Genomic DNA, 21,365 nt, shown 5'->3' with positions numbered 1-21,365 from the left:
CAATTTCATGTTGAAGACTAAATTCATTGTATAAATCGATTTCGTTCGTTTTTGTATAATTGAAGAAATCGATGATGTATTGAGATGAATTTTACCATGTTGATCAGCCCTCCTACTTGCTTTACTTCTATCTGTTCTTTTTATTGTAAACAACAGGCTATACCATTTTTGACTCACCCTTCTCTTTATACCCTGCGCCATCAAAGGCACTAAAAATAGGAATCAGAATTTTACAATATTGATTCCTAACTCAACGACCTAAGCTTTTTTTACAAATAAGTCTAATAGCTCTTTGGCACTATGTACTTCTTTATCTGGTTTATAGGTAGCATTGGCTGGTAAATCTCTCTTTCGATGATTCATCCAGACCGCCTGCCAGCCTGCTTGTTTTGCTCCGATAATATCTTTTTCATAATTGTCCCCGATATAAACCGTTTTGGTTTGGTCAAGATCCATTTTCTCTTCAATAAAATCAAATACTTCTCTTTTCGGTTTTGCATGACCGATCGTTCCAGAAATAAAGGTCTTTTCTGCAGGAATCCAGTGACTCAGACCGAGCTGCTTAATTTTCATTGCTTGATGTTTTTCCACACCATTTGTAAGAATCCCAAGCTGTTTTCCTTCTTTGAAAAGTTCATTTAGTAATATTTCCACTTCCGGAAACAAAGTAATGTTCTTTTGTTCGGCAACATACATATCATGAAAAATAGCTGCTTTTTCAGTATCTATAGGAATATTAAAGTCCTTACAGGAAGCTATAATTCGTCCTGTCTGCCATTCAAATTTTGATATTTCTCCCGCTTCACTTTGATCAAATAAAATCTCACTATACTTTCGACTAGCTTTATATAATTGATCAATTTCCTCGTTTGAAAGTGGCTCTTGAAACAACTTCCTTACCGTTTTATGAAAAGATTGTGCTTGATCATATAGTGTATCATCGACGTCAAAAATTATTGTATCCATTCGCAAATCCCTCCTCATAATTATTATGATACCACTTATTTATGCTTGACTCAGTAACAAATCGCATACACTGATCCTATTGCTCTCCAACGTTAGAGTGGTATATTTATTGTCTTAAAAAACATTTTGGACAATACTAAATTTACAAAACTATTAAAATCAATAAACCTTGATAGGAAAAAACGGTTAAATTTATCACCCTTGCAATCTTTATACTGAGGAAAATGTTTAATAAATTGTTATCAACAATAGGAACTAATCCATTCTCGATTATTTCTATATTTGATTCATTGAGGGATTCAGGATGATTATCTAGTAATTCATTAACATTTTTTGAATATGATTTCCCCTAAAGATAGCCAAATGTTGCATGAATTTGAAAATGAATAAACCAACGAACATAGTCATGTAGTTGTATTGTCTACTCCGCTAAACTATCAAAATGACGGCCATTTACAAACTCATTCTGTTTGTTTACTACAAAAGCTTAAAACAAAATAAACCTTGAAAGGCATATTGCCAATCTAGGTTTAAAGTATCTATGAATTTTCTTTTATTGAACGATAATTAACATTTAAAATACGCCTTCAAGAACTCAAATAACGTTGACCAAGTTTCCTCTAACTCTCCCTTTAAAAGCAGTTCATCTCTACCCTCAAAATTTACTATATAAACTTTATCTGTTACAGTATCCAGCACTAATACAGCATTTGCTGACATTTCACTTAAAACCAGATACTACTTAGGAAAACCATGTTCTTTTCGAGAAATAAATGTAAAACGAATCCGAATCCTACCCTTTCCAACCGTTTTCCCACAAAACAAAAAACACCCACAAACATTGATATACTAACATTTGTGAGTGTTTTATCGTTTCTTAATTTATCTCATTTTCACCTAAAGATACCGGTGGTCGGAGTCGAACTCACATTAATTCCATTATAAAAAATTCTGTGTTGGACAGGCTTGAACTGAACCCACAGTTAAATGGCTATTATCCATATGTTATATGTTTTTTTGTAACTCTATTTATACGAAGTATGCTGCAAAACTCTAACCTACGAAAAAACCAAAGGATAAAATCAAAAATCTAAATAATTATCGAATCATATTCAACTTCATTATTTTAGTCTTTTTTCTTATACTTTTAAACTTTTCTCTTTTTCTTTTAGGAAAAAAGGATAGGCTATATGTCACATGTATGAATAATCTCCATTAATTAGCCTTCTCCACCCCATTAATAATCTGCTTCCTCTCTTCTTTTACACCTTCTATATGTTTGGTGAATTCCGACTCTCCTGAATAAGATAAACAAAGATATTCCTGTGCTCTTGTCATACCAATATAAAACAACGAGACTTCCCTTTCTTTATTTTCAACCAAAGGAAAAGGCATAGAATCGATGTTCATGATGAATACTGCTCGGAAATCCAACCCTTTGCTGCTTTCTATTGTACTGATTTTTATTTTCCCATCATCTTTTTCATAGGATCTTTTGGAAACATCACTTTCTGTAATCCAATAAAAAGGTAAATCAGCATCAGTTAAAGCTCGTTTAATTACATCAATTATTGGTGTTTGATAGGTTTTTTTCACTCGATAAAGAATCAACATTTCATCATACGATACCTTTTTCTCTTCATGTAGTTTCTTTATTTGGCGAGCAATTAATTTTGTTTCTTCAAAGAAATTTTTGGCTTTTATTATTCCTGGTTCTGGCCCCTTACGTTTTGTACTTTGAGGGGCGATAATCTCACCTTCTAAATCTCCATTTACTACTTTATTTTTAAGCAAAGAATGTTTACGGTAAAAGTCCCAAGCAAAAGTAAGGATTTGATGAGTATTACGATAATTAATGGATAAAACCTTTGATCTCCCTTGAAAACTTAATCCTGTATCTTGGAGGTAGGAACGTTTCCGATTATAGATTGTTTGTGCTCTATCCTCCACTAATAATAGTGATTGAGTATTCACATTAATTAGTGAGCTAACAAGACGAAGCCAATCTGCTTCAAAATCCTGACCCTCATCTATCAAGACAGCATCATATAAAGGTAAAATCGTTTCCTTTTTTAATGATTTATCTATAATAGTAGGAAGTTGATACTCCTTAATCTTTAAATCATTCTTTAACCATGAATGAAAGTTTCGTACAATAATATTTTCATTAGTAACAACCTTTGAATCTGGATTATAATCAAACAAATCTTCAGGCTCATTTAACATATGAGTGATCATTTGTTGAATCGAGTTTGCTAAAGAAATATTGTAACAAAGAATGAGAATCTTCCAATCAGGATTTTGCTTAGACAACATCTTTGCCCTGCTTGCTAAAATAATCGTCTTCCCGCTTCCTGCTACTCCTCGAATTAAACGATTTTTATCCCCTATTTGCTTCGCTAAATTTTCTTGATGAAGATCCATGGTTTTTATATCATGTAACGACAGTAAAAGTTGATCTTGATATGGAACAGGTTGTTTATACTCTGCACTTATTCGAACCTCTGGGAATAAATGATATCGAATCGCATTAATATCGTCTATTGAAAGAGGTTCTCTAAGTCTAAATGGAACGACAAACATATTAAGGATTTTCTCCATCAAAATTTCTTCAGAAAACGCCTCTTTTTCAGAATCAATTTCATCTCTCGTTAAACATAAGCTTGGTTCAATAACAGAATAAATCCCATGTTCAATAAAATCCTTTGAATACAATCTTGTAAAAACAACTCCATGACCATATGGGAATTTCAATTGAAATTTATATTTTCCATCTAATTGAACTAAGCTTTTATCTTTTTTTAGAGCATCAACAACATGAAACATATTATCTCTTGCTTGCTTCATCGGACTTTTCACAAACGCATTTTGTCCCGATGAAGATACAATTTGCCACTCATCATGATTAATCTGAAACAATGTGTTTTTTGTATAATCTTTCACTTCTAAAACCACAACGCCAAGATCAGGACCAATGATAACAAAATCTGGCCTTCTCCCTTGTATTTCTGGTTCATAATAAACAATATAATCATCAGGTAAATAGGTCTTAAGAGTACGAAAAAATAACCTCTCTCCCGCCGTAGCTGATGAACGAATATTTTCAGGAATTGTAACAGCCATACCAAACGCTCCAAAAAATGTATTTTAGATAATTATATCAATAAATAGTTACATAGACTTACATTTTGTTAAATTCTATGCCGTTTTTCTTACATTTGTGATAAAATAATACAAATTATCATTAAAAATCATGATCAAAGTTTTACAATTTACTTAAATATATTTTTATTAAGAGTTATGTACCATGCCTTTTGAATCAATAAGTCCAAGGCTGAAACTCATTTGAAAGAGGAAGTGAAGAATTGATTAAGGGGCTCCTGGAGAAATTATTAAAATCAAGACAACAAACAACTTCAACAGAAAAACAATATATAAGTGAAGATCAGGTTCAAGCTATTGTGGATCAAAGAATAAAAGAACATGCATCAACATTACAACAAACAACTAGAACCGAAGAAGAACACTTGCTTACAGCAAAACAAATTGACTATGCCCTTTCTTTAGTACATAAGCTTGATGAATTCACCCTTGCGATTGATCCAGCTAAATTAACTGTTAAAGATTTGAATAGGTTAATAGCTTATAATCGGTATAAGAACAAGGGGACAGTTGTTAATTTGGTGAAAAAAGGTGTGTTAAGGAAGAATTAGCATTATTAATCTTCCTCTCATAAAAAATAATATCCATTTTCTATTAGGTTTTTTTTGTTTTCACGCCTTACTTATTCAATATTTTGGCCTTATTATGGTAGGTTTCGCCGTGGTTTCTGAATAGAAAAAAGGCATTGGTATCTTTAAACCAATGCCTTTTTAAACTTTTCCTAAAATCATTAATTTTTTCTATAGTTTTGCTTATCGTTCATGTGTGTTCATTACTTATTGAACTTATAAATTCTCTCCATTACTTGCTATAACATCAATGTACCAATTGAAAGATTTTTTCCTTTTTCTCTCTAATGAACCACTACCGTCATCCTGTTTGTCAACATAAATAAAACCGTAACGCTTAGACATTTCGCCTGTTGAAGCACTAACTAGGTCAATACAACCCCAGCTTGTATATCCCATTAGTTCAACACCATCTTCAATTGCTTCGCTCATTGCTTCGATGTGACTACGTAAGTAATCAATTCGATAGTCGTCGTTAATAGATCCGTCTTCTTCTACCTTATCATATGCCCCTAATCCATTTTCCACGACGAATAAAGGAACTTGATAGCGGTCATAGAGTTTATTTAATGTAATACGTAAGCCTTCTGGGTCAATTTCCCAGCCCCAATCACTAGCTTTTAAGAAAGGATTTTTCACTCCTTCAAGAAGGTTTCCAGGAGCTATCTCCAAACCTGTCTTATCTTTCGCTTGTGTTAGGGACATATAGTAACTTAATGCGATATAATCAACCGTATGTTCCTTGATTAATTCTAGGTCCCCTTCGCGAATATCTAAGTTAACATTATGCTCTTTAAAGAAACGTTTTGTGTAGGTTGGGTATTCCCCACGTACTTGGAGATCACCACAGAAATAATTAAAAATTCGTTCCTCTTGGAGCGCATACATGACATTTTCCGGATTACTATCATAGGCATAAACAGGAGCAGATAAAAGCATACAACCGATAGTAGCATCTGGGATTATTTCATGGCAGACTTTCACAGCCAGACTACTTGCTACAAATTGATGATGGAAAGCTTGGAAAATTGATTGATATTTATCTTCTTCCTTGTCAATCGAGAAGCCCATGCTCATAATTGGGAAATGTAAGGCACTATTAATTTCATTAAACGTCATCCAATATTTCACCTTATCTTTATAACGATCTAATATAGCATTCGCGTATCGTTCAAAGAAGGGTATCACTTCTCGACTTCTCCACCCACCATACTTTGTAACTAGATTTAGTGGCATTTCATAGTGAGAGATTGTAACAACTGGCTCAATTCCATACTTGTGTAATTCATCAAACACACGATCATAAAAAGCTAGTCCTTCATCATTCGGTTCTAACTCTTCCCCACTAGGGAAAATTCGCGTCCATGCAATCGACATACGATAGGCTTTGAATCCCATTTCTGCAAATAACGCGATATCCTCTTTGTAACGGTGATAGAAGTCAATTGCTTCATGATTCGGGTAGCTATATTTATCATGATCAATTTCAAAGTTAAAACCTGGTTCTTTTAATACACGTAATCTCTCTTTTCCTCCAGGTAGAACGTCTGCAATATTTAATCCTTTGTTTCCTTCATAAAAACCGCCTTCTATTTGATTAGCAGCAGTTGCTCCCCCCCATAGGAATCCTTCCGGGAATTGTTTGTTTGTATTCATATGATTTTCCTCCTAATTTATAAGTAAGAAGGGGAATGTCCCCTTTCTGGTTAAACAATAAGTGTTAATAAGTCATTATTAGCTTGGATGTCTTTTTTATCAGTCTCAACAATTTCTATATAACGATCAGTATTCGTAATAATGACAGGCGTTATAATATCATATCCTGCCTCTACTATTTTTTCTTTGTCAAAATTCACTAATGACTGACCTTTTGTGACAGAATCACCTTGTTTTACAAGTGATGTGAAATGCTTTCCATTTAGTTGGACAGTATCAATTCCAATATGGATTAAGATCTCTGCTCCATCATTTGAGGTGATACCGATAGCATGACCAGTAGGGAAAACAACTGAAATCGTTCCATTTACTGGTGATACTACTTCACCGACTGAAGGGACAATCGCAACACCTTTACCCATTGCTTCAGAAGAAAATGCTGCGTCATTTACTGCCGCTAATGCTTTTACTTCTCCTGTTAAAGGGCTAACTAAGGTTTCTCTTTTTGTTAAAGGTTCAGATCCTACTGAATCCGATGCAACGGTTTCCTCTCCAGTAACATCTTTCTTTTTACTTTCAAAGCCTAAAATTATTGTTAATAAAGCGCCAATTACAAAAGCTGCCAACGCACCAACGATGAAAAGGCTCATTGGAGAGAACGCTGGTATAGCAAGAAAACTAGGAAAACTAAATACCATTGCTTTTGAACCAAGCACACCATTTATCGCCCCCCCAATCGCTCCAGCAACAAGGACATAGATTATTGTCTTTTTATAACGAAGAATAATTCCGTAAAGAATAGGTTCTGTGACACCTGACAGTGCTGCAGGAAGCATAGCTGAACCTGCTAAAGCTTTCAATTTTTTATCTCTAGCTTTAATAAAGATAGCAAAAGCGATACCGATTTGAGCAAAAACTGCACCTGCTAGCATAGCAGTAAGCGGGTCTCCTCCTTTAGCAAGATTCTGAATGATAATTGGCACTAGGCCCCAATGCAATCCGAATAGTGTTAAGAATGTCCAACCAGCACCCATAACAGCACCAGTTAATAAACCACTTCTTTCAGCTAAAAATTCAATACCAGCACCAATCCCGTTACCTACATACGTTCCAAATGGTCCAAATAGTAGAACCGTTAATGGAACAATAACAACTAAGGATATCATTGGGACTAAGAACAATTGAATATCTTTGTGAATCATTTTCTTTAAGCCTTTTTCTAACAAAGCATAGATACACCCAGCAATAAACACTGGGAATACGGTTGAAGAGTAATCAACAACAATCGCTGGAATTCCTAAAAATGAAGCAGAACTATCTATTAATCCGGTTAAATTAGGCTCTAGTAAAGCTGCACCTATTGCGCCACCAACATATGGATTTGCTCCCAGTTTAATCGAAAGTGTAATTCCTAGGAAAACAGGGAGAAAGTAGAATACTGCATTCCCGGCAGCTGACAAGATTTGGTACGTACTACTTTGATCTGATAACCATCCAACCATCACTAGGACAGTCAATAATGCTTTGAGCATACCTGAACCTGCAAGTACAGGTATTATTGGCGAAAAGCTTCGCGATATGATATCAAATATCTGTGAGGTAATCGATCCCTTTGATTCATTAGAAGATCCTCCCCCAGTATTTATATTGGCAACCTTACCAATTTCCTTATAAACTTCTGACACATGGGATCCAATAACGACTTGATACTGTCCACCACCTTGCACAACACTAAGCACACCTTCCATATCTTGTAATGCTTTTTTATTCGCTTTACCTGTATCTTTTAATGCAAATCGTAAGCGAGTTGCACAGTGAACTAAGCTTGAAATATTCTCTTGGCCACCAACGTTTTTTACGATATCTTTTGCAAATTGTTCGTAACTCATTGTATTCCCTCCTATATTGTGTGTTTATCTATCTTTCTCTATTTCTACAAAAATAAAAACCTAAACTGACCTTTTCACATTATTGAAAAGATCAATTTAGGTTTTGCCTGATTAGTAACAATCCTAAATAGATATTATTTATTTTTTCACTACTCTCTGAATATGAATCGTTAAATAAAGTATTTCTTCCTCTGTTAATTCATATCGATATTGTTTTTCTACGAATCGCTTAATTTTCTCAGAACATTTATATGCTTCAGGATACTTATCCTTAATCACTTGTAACAGGTCATCTTCGTTGTTGTTCTTATAATGTGTTCCCTTTACCAATCGATGCGCGAAGAATTTTAAATGGGTGACAAAGCGATAATAGTTTAACGAATTCTCATCAAAATCCATTTTAAGATGATATTTCACGATTGTTAAAATATCTTGGATCACCTTCGTCATATCCATAACATTCGTCATATCCTCATTAAGTTGGGCATTTACAAGATGAAGCGCAATAAACGCTGCCTCATCTTCGGGTAAAATAACATTAAATTGATCACAAATTATGTTTAATGCTTCTAGCCCGATTTCAAATTCTTCTTTGTATAGATGTTTTGTCTCCCATAGCAATCCATTTTTAATTGGCAAATTATCTTTATGACGCTCAATAGCAAAATGAATATGATCTGTCAAAGAGATATAAATGCTGTCATTTAGCTTTTTACCAAGTTTAAGTTTTGCATATTGGATGATTTTCTCAGAAATATCCATATATTCCATTGGTATATCAGAAATTAACGATTTGAACTTCTTCGTTATATCTTCATCTTCCAAAGTAAAGATTTTTTCAATTTGTTCCTCGTTTATGTCATCACCGGCACGTTTATGAAAGGCAATACCTCGTCCCATGACAATCACTTCTTGCTCGCCTTTTTCAGAGACTACGACATTATTGTTTAACACCTTTACAATATTCACTTTTTCACCCCTGACCAAAAAAGGCAAAACCCCTCCTTTGATAAGGAATCGGTTTTGCCTGATTTAACAGTTACAATCCGTTTTATATTAGCTTTGAGTATATATTACAACACTACCTTTTGATATGCAACCCCTTTCTTTCAGGTTTTCAGTTTCCAATAAATTCTTTACTTAAGTACACCACAATCTGGATCGTTTGTTGGATAATAAAAATATCCTAGAGGTATCCACCAAAGGCACATATACTATTTCCGGATCAATAAACCTAATATATATAGAAAACTATCTGAACACTAATTAACCTTTTATCCATTACGATTTAAAGGATTCTTAATAAATTATCAATTTTATTTTTGGCAAACTATCACTTCTCAAAACATTGCTCTCTTCTCCATGCAAAAAAAAGCATAATTAACACTAAAATATTGATCACACTCTGGCAGCGTAGCGGTCAATCAAACTAAGAAATCCGAACAATTCCCAACAACTTGTCATGAATATCATTCCAATGTTCAGTTAAATCAACTGTACATATCCTCACATTAAATCCGTGAATCTTGTAATTCAAATCAATCGCTTTTTCTACTTTTGGATAGAGAAGAATTCCTGAGGCTTTACGACCTGTGTAGTATTCATCATTTTTAAGATAGGCAAATAATTGATATAAATGCCCACTACGTACTGTTTCTTTATTCCAATTAGCTCCAAAAATATCTTTATAAAATTTTGTATCCATTATGACCTTTTGATTTTCAAACTCTAACGAAATATCGGTCTTCATCTTAGGAAGTAAGTCCGTACTTTCACCTTCTGCTGGCCAATAGAATGACTCACTTTTCACTTTGGATCCGTGTATTTCTTTTCTATAAAAGTTCTTAACAAAGTTTTCAAACAATTGAGCCATTTGTTGATGCTCTCGAGAAAAATCCTGAAATACCTTCTCACTTTCTCCTTCATGGAGTAATGTACTCTCCCAAATAAATTGACACACGTTAAATAAAAATTGATAATGTTGATTATTTCGATGTATGTTAATCACTTTAAATAGTTGGGGATTTACATGTATAAGAGTGATTTCTTTAAAGTAATTCAGTATCATTCTTATTTCTTCTTTATACTCTTTTAGTAAATCTTCGTGATTTACTAATAAGTGCAATGTTGCTTTTATTAACTGGTTATGGAGAATATCATAAGACATATCCTCTTGTGACACGTGTAACTTACCTCTTTTATGTGAAAAAGTTTGTATCGATTCTTTAAACAGTATTTTCCCTCGGATAATACCTGATTCTTCTTGCTTCTCCACATACTCCTTATAAAAACCCCTTTTAACGAGGGCTTTTACTTTCTTTATTAGTACATTACTTAGTAGGTTCAATAAATCCTTTTCGTCTTCTTCATGTACAGAAATGATATTTTTCTCTTGTGGATGGTTCCAAGCATAAACAAGCATATAATATATATTCCTAATGGGGACTCTATTAGGAATTTCTGATGAGATCATCAACTTTATCCTCCTGGTCAAACCAATATTCACTTAGTAATGGTTTAATCTCCAGACGTATAATGCGTTCATACCACGTTTGTTCATCTTGAACGTCTCCATCTGGACAAAAATAACTATGTCCGATTTCGAATCCTTTCCCTAAATTCGTAAAATCTCCTACAATTTCCTGATTAACTTCATGTATGAATGTTCTAATTCTATCAATAAATCCCTGGCTGACACCTTTGGCTTTTAAGTATTCGCCGAAAGCATTAGTATGGAACCCTGGTAATAAGTTTATAAAAGCAAATCGTCTTCTTAATGCATAGTCAACCATTGCTAATGAACGATCAGCTGTATTCATCGTAGCTATGACAAACACATTTCCGGGAATATAAAAGGTTTCTTCCTTCTTACTGTAAGCAAGTTTAATGGCATGTTCGTTACCGCGTTTATCTGCTTCTATTAACATCATGACTTCTCCGAATATTTTTGATAAATTACCTCGATTGATTTCATCAATAATAAAATAGTAGTTTTCATCTGGGTTTTCTTGCGCCTTCCGACAAAAAGAGAAAAACAAACCATCCTGTAGTTCAAAATGACCTGCTTCATTTGGTTTAAATCCTCTTATAAACTCTTCATAGGAATAGGATTGATGGAACTGGACCATTTCTATATTTTCTGGTAGTTTCTTTTCCATATGCAAATAAGCTAATCGTTTGGCTACATATGTTTTTCCTACACCCGGCGGCCCTTGCAAGATAATATTCTTCTTATAGTCCAGGGATTCTATTGCATCTTCTATTTTCTCTAAATCCATAAATACTTCACTGGAGATATTATCTATTGTATAAGGTCTAATTTCTTCGTTTACTACTTCTCCTATCTCATATGGTGTATTGCCTTCGCGAATCTCTACCCGATTTAATAGTGATTCCAAATACTCTTCATAAGGAGTAATATCAGTTAATGTTTTCGTATGAACTGGTAAATCAGCTACATCCCACTCTCCTTCTCGTAACCAGGTAATTCCTCGATAAGAATGATGTTCACCACTCTTAATTTCATGTTGGTAAGGGGAGATAATTTCACCTAAAGCAATAATTTTTGTTCTACCTGCCTTAATAAATACATAATCGCCTTCTTTCATTTCACGAACAAATTGTTCATTTGCTAGTGCATCATTGGTTGGCGTGTGATCCATTTCATATATCTCTTTTAACTTTTCTGAGATTTCCTTTTTATCGTTATATTGTTTTAGGTCACCAAGTTTATTCCACCCAATGGATATTTGATTTTTCATTTTAAATTCATCCCAAAGTTTTCCGCTTTCTCCTGCAGCTAATAGCCAGTATCGAGGTTGATACAGCTCATCCTCATCCTGTAGTGCTAATTTACTTTTTTCAAATACAAAGCTAAAGAACTGATCAACTTCATAATTAATTGGAAGCTCCGTTCGTATACCTATAATTGATTCATATTTACTAGCAATTTGATTTTCTTTTAAAGAGTTCTGAAACTTAATAAATTTTTGAGAGAAGCTATCTCCTCGACTATACTGCGGGTCTATCCCCAACTCGTTTTCTACTGCGACTCGGTCTCTTTGGTTATAAAAACAATATTCTTCAGGAAAAATGTTTCCTATCATTTCACTAAGTGCATTTGCACCGATACCAAACAATTTATAGTCTGGATGATTTAAAAATTGATTCATTCGTAATTCAATTGAATCATTGCCATGTACAAGGTAATAAAAACTTTCCCTATATTTCTCCAATGATGCATTCATACGACCAAATGCACGGCTACGAGCAATCGCCATTCGATAGGCATTGATATGATCTCCTATTTTCTGAAAGTCTTCCCATTGCATATTCATAATGAATTCAGGATCTCTAAATTGCTGGAAAAACTGGTAACTTCTCTTTATATAATCAATTCCGGTTAAAAATTCTTCCACTTTTTCTTTATAATAGTTAAGATATTTCTCAATGATAGGTAGATCAGCATTCTTAGCCAAATCAATTGGATGATTCCAATAATTGATTAAAGAAGTATACTCTTCGTCAGTTAGTTTATAATTTGTCATTTGAGGTGCTCGCAAAATTAGTAATTGCTTCGTTTCAGGCATTTCTTTTAATTTATGCCTAAGTAACATACCTGTATCCTCGGTTAATCTACACTCAACTACTTTCAATTCAACAGTCGAAATCCCATCTTCCTTGTTATATGGTTCCATAACCACTTCAGTCAAAGCGATAATTCCACCACTATTCCGCTCTTCACCATCAGAGCGCCATATAAACACTTGATCACCACTTTGAATATCTTTAATATGATGTTTTTGTCTAATACTCCATTCAATCTTTTCACCTTTCTGTACATAGCTATCGATATCATGAAGGTCAGGGTATTTTTCTTTATCTATTGTGAAACGTCTTGGGTTACCTTGAAAAATCCAATGCGACATAGTTGTTTCCTCCTTCATCTATTTGTACTATATTGAATTAATAGTATTACCTATAAAATAGGTGTAGAAAATGATTCTTTATATTATTTTAACATAATTTAACAACGGTTTTCTTAGTACTATAATATAATCTGTAATTATGGAAATATCTTGGAACGGTCGTAACCTGTTCTTTACAATCAATCTTTCTCTCAAAATACATCTATTTAAGCGAAAGAAGGAAATGATAGAATTGTGAACAGGAATAACGTGCTCCTGAGCAAAAGTCTGTACATATTAAGACTTATTTTCTATTTTTTATTAACCACCAAAATGTTATCATAAACTAGAAATATAAGTTATGGGGGACATGATGAAAAAGACTGTTAAAGTAGTAGCTGCTGTTATTGAAAATGAAAATAATGAAATTCTGTGTGCGCTTAGATCTCCTGAGATGACACTTCCGAATATGTGGGAGTTTCCTGGTGGGAAAGTGGAAAAGGATGAAGATATCTACTCGGCTTTAGTTAGAGAAATTCATGAAGAATTGGGTTGTACTGTTGAAACCATTGATTTATATAATGATAATACCCATGAATATGATACGTTTATTATTAATTTGATTTCGATTACTTGTAAAATTGTAGCTGGAACCCCAACACCAAGTGAACATTCTACCTTAATTTGGTTGAAGAGAGAAAATCTTGATTCATTAATATGGGCACCTGCTGATGTTCCAGCTGTTAACCAGCTTATTCATGAAAAATAGTCTTCTCATAATGAGAAGACTATATCTTTTTTGTGAATTCAGTATAAAGATTTACTGGTACTTCATTTTCTAGTTGAATCTTTACCGTGATTGGTTTTTATCCTTCGAATTCTACTGAATCCCCTTTGCCGATGTAAATATACGGTTCTGTTTTACCATCAATTTCTTTATATTTCCGCACAAACAGATGTAATTTCACATCTCTTGCTTTGTTATAAATAATATTTTTTCCTCGTTCAGATGACTGACTTGTGCTATTTTGGGTTTGCCATTGAAAATCCCGTTGACTCATAAACTTATCCTGATAATTAATACTTTCTTTAATATCTTCTTCTTTGTGAAGATCAATATATAAGAAATAATCATTTCCGTTAGCAAGTAAACCTGACCCTCTAAAGGAACTATGTGTTTTCCGATAGTTTGATAATAAAGCTGCGTCGATCATTTGATATTGTTCATATAACTTGAAATGTGGAACCCCATAATATTCGTGCTTATATTCTTTTTCATACCGATGGATCCCATAGTTTAGAACATCTTCAATGTACTTCTTGTATTCAGTGTTTTTTAACACTTTTTGTAGAGCATCTGTTTTAACCAATCGACCATTTGAATACTCTACTAGTTTTTCTTTTGTTCTTAATTGCGTGCTGTCATAGTACTGCTGATTTAAGTACTCGAAAGCATGAAGGATGCTATCTTCATCAACGTAATCAATTACTTTAAGTATTTCAATTTTTGCTTCTTCAACTGAAATCTCTTCCTGCTCTAGTAAATATTTAATCACGAGAAATTCGTATATTCTTTTTAAAGGTAGTTTACTTGATAACTCCTTTAAGATACTTTCAAAGGAATCATTAACAAGTAACGCCTTTAGTTGATCGTCCTTTTCCACCTTAGCAACAAATTGAAGATACGACTTTTCTCTTTCTATAAATTTAATCGGATCTGGTGCCCCATCAAATTTAAGATAATCTAGCAGATATAGTGGTACTCGGCCTTGGTTTAGCTTTTTAAATTCAAAATACTCTTCTTTTAGATATTTCATCGATTTAAAGTTTTCTCTATCAATTTGTTCTAATATCCGATCTTGTGCAATTTGATCCATTTGGATATGGGTTGCACCTGGAATATTAGCAAAACCAGTCGCAATCGCAACCTTTAAACTTTCTTTGTCATAATACCTGCTACCATTTAGGGCGATGGCTATCAAAAATACTTTACTATGATTGCCAATGAAATCTAGTACTGTTAAAAAGCTTTTACTACCGTGTTTTCGAAGTCCTCTTCCTAATTGTTGAATAAATATGATAGGTGAATTTGTAGGCCTAAGCATCAACACAGAGTTTACAGTTGGGATATCTACCCCTTCATTGAAAATATCCACAGTGAAAATAAACTCTAGATCATCCTCGTCATTTTCCAATCGTTGAATATACTTATCTCGGTCTTCTACAGAATCTCGACCTAATAAGCAAATACTAGTATACCCCCGCTCATTAAATTCATCGGCCATATATTTTGCATGTTCGATACTAGCACAAAAACCTAAGCACTTTCTCTTTTCACCGTCGTGACCATAAAACTGCATCTTCTCAATAATAAAGTCGACTCGTTTGTTTACATTTAGCCTTTTGGTTACTTCGGCAATATCATCAATGGATACATCACTAAGATCTATTCCTTCGACGTCTGTAATACCAAAATAGTGAAAGGGAATGATTAACTCATCTTCTAATGCTTCATGCAATCTCACCTCTAATGCGACGTTATGATCGAAAAGATCAAATACATTATAATGATCACTTCGTTCAGGTGTTGCAGTCATACCTAAGGTGAATGTTGGTTTAAAATAGTCCATTACTGCTTGATAACTTGGACTTGTCGCATGATGGGCCCCATCAAAAATAATATAATCGAATTGATCCACTTTATAGTCTTGATAACATTTAGAGAGGGTCTGTATAGTTGAAAATAGATAGTCTGCATGTCTTTCCTTATGATTCCCTGTCAAAAGCCCAAATGTTTTATTGCGATTCGTAATTAACGTCTCAAATGTATTTTTAGCCTTCTTAAGAATTTCTTCTCGATGAACAATGAACAACATTCTTTCAGGGTCGAAATTCTTCACATCAAATGCAGACATAAACGTTTTACCAGTACCAGTTGCTGAAATAACTAATGCTTTATTTTCACCGATTTTCCTTAAGCGATCTAAATTTTCCATTGCGCTTTTTTGCATACGATTTGGAACGATGTATTCCACATGTTCATAAATTTGTGTAGTTGATTGCCTAGATTTAATATTTTTTAAAAACTCAGCATATCTCTTTATAAACTCAGCATTTGCCATAGTACTACTTTCCCATAAGTGATTGTACTCTTTTAATACATTTTGAATAAAATCATGATCATTTTTTGAAACGATCTCTAAATTCCATTCAATATTACTTTTAAGGGCACTTTGCGTTATATTTGAAGAACCAATGATTACCTTATATCGATCTGTGTATTCAAATATATAAACCTTTGTATGAAAACCAATTTCTTTATCCGTAACAAATACTTTTAATTCGATATTATTGAATTCTTTTATTTTCTCTAGAGCCTTAGCTTCAGTGAAATTGAGATAGGTCGATGTTAGAATTTTCCCTTTTGTACGATGCTCTTCAGCTTCTTTTAACGAATCTAGAAGGAGCTGCAGTCCGCTAAAATTAATAAATGCGACACTAAAATAGAACTGCTTGCATTCTTTAATCGATTTTGTGAGTTCGTTTAATAGATTCCCATTGCTAGAATTCGTTATTAACTTCTTATCTACATCCATGCTCATACTCCTTACTTTTCTGTCAACACGATAAATACCTACAGCTAGTTTTGTTATAAAGGTTACATATGCTTATTTCTATATGTTTTAATGCCATCTAATGTAGCTACTTCTTTTTTCTATCATACCAATCATTACACATTATGTATTTACCATCATTGATTCTAATTATAGCTCGCCAATACCTATCATAACCCTTTACTTTTCGTTGATCACTTATTGGTATATTATTTTATACCTTTTTAAATAAAGGGTAATTGTTTTTATTCCCCTTGTTTTATCATACTCAAGCATTTAACCATTTCCATTTCATTCTAAATTCAGGCAATAAAAAAGGACACCCGTAATGGATATCTGTTTCATTATAATATCACATTGATAAAGCTTTATTTGCAAGGTTTATGTCGTTATTTAGAAGCTTTTCTAAATTGTATGATGGGTAATATCCTCTTTGGTACATGTAATTGTATATCCTTGCATGACAATTTACAGCTAATTGTAATTGTTTTGCTAATACATTTCTTAGTTCTGGTGTTGCCGTTTCAGTAATAGCTATTGCATAATTTCTTACCGCCGTTTTCGCAAATGCTAATAAATCGCCTGCGTAAAAAGCCTTATCCATATCTCTACTATCTTCATCATCACGAGGAGCAAAACGATAGAATTGTAATAATTCTCTTATGTTACATTCTAATTCGTTAATTGATTGGGCATATATTCCTTTTAGAGTTGGACATTGAATTTTCCCAAGTCCTTTTTTCAATTTTATTAAGCCAATTGATGAAAACGCTACGAGTTCATGCAACTCCAATGTTTCATGCCATGCTAGTGTTTTATGGTGGTGCATTTGATTAGGATCATAATGATTATGCATGTTTCTCCCCCTAAAATTTAGTCTTAACACTAATATTCAAGGTGATTCAATATAGTTATTTGTCCTATTCAAATTAGATCGTGTATACTGAACACCCCTTTATAAGGGTGTTCAGTATACACGATCTAATTCTTTCATTTAAATATTAATCATTCAGAGAAAAAATCGGTAATGTTAATTTCATTCGTTGTCGTTTGATTAACCTTCTTCTGTAAACTACATCATCTTTTCTCACCTTCGACTTTTCTCACCTTCGACTTTTCTCACCTTCGACCCAGGACTCCAATAAGTATGTACTCCATCAACTTCACAAATAAAATGATCATTTACCTTGATCTCCACTATGCTTATCACCTCAGGTAACTAATTCTACTTAATTTTCTAGTCTATCAATTAATATAAAATAAGAAGCACCCTTAGAGGATGCTCAAAAATAATTCATTCTACTTTTTGTCCTGTATTCTCTTTAAACTTCTCAACAGATATTCCTAATAACTCCGAGGTAAATTCTTCTGTTGATTTATGGTAAATTTGAGCATACTTTGTGTCATATTCTTCATTTGTAATAATACCCTTTTCTATAAGGAGATCTATTAAAACCTTTGTATTAACACGATTTTGTATAGCATCATGGCCAACTTTAACAAATAATTCACTTTCTTTCATTTGGTTAGTCATATTATCCACTCCCCCAAGAAATTTTACCTACACGTATATAATTTGACATATTGCGACCGGAATCCTTTTTTATTTACAATATTTTTACAGACACAAGCCGAACAATAGGCGAAACACAAAATCCAGATATCAGTCTACCTGAATCCGATAATTAAATGCACAAACACAAAAAGCCATTCAATTTGAGAGTGGCTTTTTCTAATTATGCGTAAGGGAGATTGAGTATAATAAAAAATTAGTTCGTATGGGAATTTTAAAGAGAAAAACACTCTATAAAGAGTGTCAATCCATTAAGCTCTCATCTATGTACACTTCCATACCTTCTTCTTCTAGACATTCACCAAAGAACAAAACATCTTTCTTATGGTCAAAATTGAGTATATTTAAGTCTTGATCATCTGCATCATATACACCAATGACGGCACCATTTGCATAAAGGTTTATATGATCATCTGATCCTTTTAGTTGTGCCTCAACGCTAAATTGCTCGCCTTTTATTATTTCTTTATTCGTCTTCATTGCTCTAGATAATAGCTCTTTAATTTCATTCATTTGAATAACCTCCTATAATTAACTCTTTATAGGTTGTATCATATTAAACTGTTTTAGTACAATTTTCTATCAAAAGTGAATTTCACTTAATGTTCTAAAATAATTTTCTATGTACTCAAATTATACTTCCGTAATTAAAAGTAAAGCCATGCTATATATAAGCATATGTTCCTTATAAAAATAGTTCATTTGAATATTGACTAGCAGGGTTAAATAATTGTTTTTACAAATTCATAAGTCATTTCAGCGACTCTTTTATTACCAGCTTCTGAAAAACCATGACCCTCTCCTCGAAACACTTCAATTTTAGCATGCGGATATAACATTTCTGCCCTCTTCCCATATTCAAGAGAGACAATTTCATCCTGATCTCCATGAAAAATCAAAACATTTTTATTGAATTCCCCAATATGGTCGAACACATTATATTCGTGAATCGATTTAAAAAAGATTCCACCCAATCGAACTCCCCACAACTCATGTGTATCAGGTATACTCGCAAGTGTTGGAAACCTTTTATTCCAATCGTCTGCAATACCTAGCGCTGGAAATAGCAATAAGAGTCCTTTAATTCCCTCTACATATTCATCCGCTACTAATGCTGATACTAATCCTCCCTGACTTCCTCCAAATAAAAAGATATTATCAGGGTCAACATTCTCCCAATTTTTTATGGTATCAACAACAGCACACAAATCTTCTTTTTCTGTAAATATCGACATTTCATTAGTCTTAAGGTCACTCTTTGAATTTATGGAACCACCACAAAAATCGAAGCAAAATGCACCCACGTCATTTTTTGCTAAATAGTCACTATTCATAGCAAAATCGACATTTGTTCCATTAAAACCGTGGCTGAAGATTACGACAGGGCACTTTTTCTTACTAATAGGCATGTAAGAGACACCATAAATTTCCCTCCCATGATGTTTAATCTTCACAATTTCTTTTTGATAACTGCTCATTTTTATATCCCTCCATGTCTTAGACATTTAAATGACATAACTTGTTAATCCCATTATATAAAATAATCTGAAGTTTATATTATTTTACGCTTTATTATTTTATCATCTAAACTAGATTCCGTTGGTAGTTCTTCTGCAACTAAAATGTCATCATTTTAAAAAGGCTAATGCCTTGCCTGACATCTTTATAAACGTTAGGAAGCGCTAGAAAGTATACATTATATATCCATATTTTCATAAAAAACAAGCGATTCTTGAACCAAGAATCGCTATAAGAGTTATTTTATCAGTTATATTTTGTTATTAAACTAATTATCTTTATCATAAAAGGTGTGAATTCTGTAAAAAACAACTTCCTGTATAGATTGTTAATAATCACAGGTACTCTTTTTTGTTTAAACACGTTCCCATAAGGTCCGGATACCATCGTTCAGACTCCTTGCCCTCCGGTAGCATGCCGTTAATGCCGTCGTAAGCACTTCGGCGATGTACCGCACCTTTTCCTCCATGCTCAATTCGTTGCCAGTGCCGTTTGAAATACCAGTCCATCCCCCACCAGGCATTAGCACCTCAAGCCGAGGCTGAAGCTTAGTGGTAATATGGTGTATCGTACTCAACGCCGCACGGACCTCCATTCGGATTGCTCTCAAGTTCCACCAGCGTGCCGTCTGCACGGAAAAGAGGACGATAATGAGTGGCAATGCGTGTTGCCGAACTGTTAGCGTAGTGGCAAATGAACGAGCGGCGGAAACGATCTTTTGTTTTATTGCGGTACGAGCCGTGAATCAGATTCCCATTGAAAAAAATCACATCTCCCCTCTCCATCACTGCCGGAATTGCCTTCTGATCCTTCGGTGGCTTAACGTAGTGTGTAGTGAAGGATTCATTGGAATCGGAAAAATCAGGACATACGATATCATACGTACTCGTCTTTGGCACAACTAGCAGTCCGCCGTTCTCCACATCGGCCGGATCAATCGCAGTCCAAGCGGCGATGCAGTTGCCTGGCTCGACCTTTAAGTAAAAGTTATCTTGATGAAGCGCCTGTCCCCGTGCTCCTGGAGGCTTATAATAGAACATGCTTTGGGCTGCCAACGGTTCTTCCTCATATATATCAGTAAGTACATCCATTACCGGTTGATGCAGCATATACCGTTTAGCTGTTTCATTAAACCGGTGCGGATGCATAACCCTCGGATAACGCTTTAGCGGGTCGTTCATTTCCTGCTGCAAATCCGGCTCAAAAAGCCCTGGGATCACCTGAAGGCTAATGTCCTCAAAGGTTCTGTCAATCTCCTTCAGGTGATCCTCTGTAAACAATCCTTTGACTATTAAATAACCTTCCATCTCAAACTGTCGCTTTTGCTCATCATTTAACACTTGATTGTTATACACCATGTCTTCATCCTCCCCTAATTCTACTATATGTGATATCTACCACATCCTTATTATATAGATGGAATGACTATTAGATGAAGGAGCGATCATGCTAACATTGCATACGATTCTGCTATTTCTAAAAAAAGATACTTGTGCATCGCCGTAAGTTTA

Annotated in this window: 15 protein-coding genes and 1 pseudogene; 2 read left to right on the top strand and 14 right to left on the bottom strand. The window is 34.0% G+C overall.

Annotated elements, in window-relative coordinates; translation table 11 throughout:
- Positions 1-258: 258 nt before the first annotated feature.
- The 3 genes and pseudogenes from AC6CHR_RS06445 to AC6CHR_RS06435 all read right to left on the bottom strand — a co-directional run bounded on the left by AC6CHR_RS06445 (position 259) and on the right by AC6CHR_RS06435 (position 4,089).
- On the bottom strand, positions 259-966 hold the full coding sequence (locus AC6CHR_RS06445; protein ID WP_498247729.1) for an HAD family hydrolase: 708 nt from the start codon (positions 964-966) through the stop codon (positions 259-261).
- 567 nt (positions 967-1,533) lie between these two features.
- Positions 1,534-1,746 (bottom strand): annotated as a pseudogene (locus AC6CHR_RS06440) (SMI1/KNR4 family protein); the annotation flags it as partial.
- A 435-nt stretch (positions 1,747-2,181) separates the two neighbouring features.
- The gene (locus AC6CHR_RS06435; protein WP_498247728.1) at positions 2,182-4,089 is read right to left on the bottom strand and encodes a 3'-5' exonuclease; all 1,908 of its coding nucleotides are present in this window, start codon (positions 4,087-4,089) and stop codon (positions 2,182-2,184) included.
- Positions 4,090-4,331: 242 nt separating this feature from the next.
- Between AC6CHR_RS06435 and AC6CHR_RS06430 the strand changes: the two genes are divergently transcribed.
- Positions 4,332-4,679 carry an ABC transporter ATP-binding protein gene (locus AC6CHR_RS06430; protein WP_498247727.1) on the top strand — a complete coding sequence of 116 codons (348 nt, stop codon included), beginning with the start codon at positions 4,332-4,334 and terminating at the stop codon, positions 4,677-4,679.
- Between the two features lie 234 nt (positions 4,680-4,913).
- Here AC6CHR_RS06430 and AC6CHR_RS06425 read toward each other — a convergent pair whose 3' ends face one another.
- From AC6CHR_RS06425 to AC6CHR_RS06405, 5 genes are all read right to left on the bottom strand, one after another.
- Entirely contained in the window at positions 4,914-6,353 is a 1,440-nt protein-coding gene (locus AC6CHR_RS06425; RefSeq protein ID WP_498247726.1) for a glycoside hydrolase family 1 protein, read from the bottom strand.
- A gap of 50 nt (positions 6,354-6,403) precedes the next feature.
- Positions 6,404-8,242 (bottom strand): beta-glucoside-specific PTS transporter subunit IIABC, encoded by a 1,839-nt coding sequence (locus AC6CHR_RS06420; RefSeq protein WP_498247725.1) that lies wholly within the window; start codon positions 8,240-8,242, stop codon positions 6,404-6,406.
- A 138-nt stretch (positions 8,243-8,380) separates the two neighbouring features.
- Complete coding sequence (gene licT, locus AC6CHR_RS06415; RefSeq protein ID WP_498247724.1) at positions 8,381-9,211, bottom strand: BglG family transcription antiterminator LicT; 831 nt, start codon at positions 9,209-9,211, stop codon at positions 8,381-8,383.
- Between the two features lie 460 nt (positions 9,212-9,671).
- Positions 9,672-10,715: a 5-methylcytosine restriction system specificity protein McrC gene (locus AC6CHR_RS06410; RefSeq protein WP_498247722.1), complete on the bottom strand. Its 1,044-nt coding sequence runs from the start codon at positions 10,713-10,715 to the stop codon at positions 9,672-9,674.
- Positions 10,693-13,170, bottom strand: a complete 2,478-nt coding sequence (locus AC6CHR_RS06405; RefSeq protein WP_498247720.1) for an AAA family ATPase — start codon at positions 13,168-13,170, stop codon at positions 10,693-10,695. The genes AC6CHR_RS06410 and AC6CHR_RS06405 overlap by 23 nt, the downstream gene beginning before the upstream one ends.
- A 352-nt stretch (positions 13,171-13,522) precedes the next feature.
- Between AC6CHR_RS06405 and AC6CHR_RS06400 the strand changes: the two genes are divergently transcribed.
- A complete protein-coding gene (locus AC6CHR_RS06400) occupies positions 13,523-13,918 on the top strand; it encodes a (deoxy)nucleoside triphosphate pyrophosphohydrolase (protein ID WP_498247718.1) in 396 nt (131 codons plus the stop codon).
- A gap of 97 nt (positions 13,919-14,015) precedes the next feature.
- Here AC6CHR_RS06400 and AC6CHR_RS06395 read toward each other — a convergent pair whose 3' ends face one another.
- From AC6CHR_RS06395 to AC6CHR_RS06370, 6 genes are all read right to left on the bottom strand, one after another.
- Positions 14,016-16,745 (bottom strand): DEAD/DEAH box helicase, encoded by a 2,730-nt coding sequence (locus AC6CHR_RS06395; protein WP_498247716.1) that lies wholly within the window; start codon positions 16,743-16,745, stop codon positions 14,016-14,018.
- 370 nt (positions 16,746-17,115) lie between these two features.
- On the bottom strand, positions 17,116-17,592 hold the full coding sequence (locus tag AC6CHR_RS06390) for a spore coat protein (RefSeq protein ID WP_498247842.1): 477 nt from the start codon (positions 17,590-17,592) through the stop codon (positions 17,116-17,118).
- A 465-nt stretch (positions 17,593-18,057) separates the two neighbouring features.
- On the bottom strand, positions 18,058-18,297 hold the full coding sequence (locus tag AC6CHR_RS06385) for a death domain-containing protein (protein ID WP_498247714.1): 240 nt from the start codon (positions 18,295-18,297) through the stop codon (positions 18,058-18,060).
- A 282-nt stretch (positions 18,298-18,579) separates the two neighbouring features.
- The gene (locus AC6CHR_RS06380) at positions 18,580-18,849 is read right to left on the bottom strand and encodes a hypothetical protein (RefSeq protein WP_498247713.1); all 270 of its coding nucleotides are present in this window, start codon (positions 18,847-18,849) and stop codon (positions 18,580-18,582) included.
- 209 nt (positions 18,850-19,058) lie between these two features.
- Complete coding sequence (locus AC6CHR_RS06375) at positions 19,059-19,814, bottom strand: alpha/beta hydrolase family protein (RefSeq protein ID WP_498247712.1); 756 nt, start codon at positions 19,812-19,814, stop codon at positions 19,059-19,061.
- Positions 19,815-20,402: 588 nt separating this feature from the next.
- Positions 20,403-21,212: a phytanoyl-CoA dioxygenase family protein gene (locus tag AC6CHR_RS06370; protein WP_498247711.1), complete on the bottom strand. Its 810-nt coding sequence runs from the start codon at positions 21,210-21,212 to the stop codon at positions 20,403-20,405.
- Positions 21,213-21,365: the final 153 nt, after the last annotated feature.

This window comes from Metabacillus sp. GQ13 (genome assembly GCF_059758525.1).
This window is presented reverse-complemented; position numbering and strand designations above follow the sequence as displayed.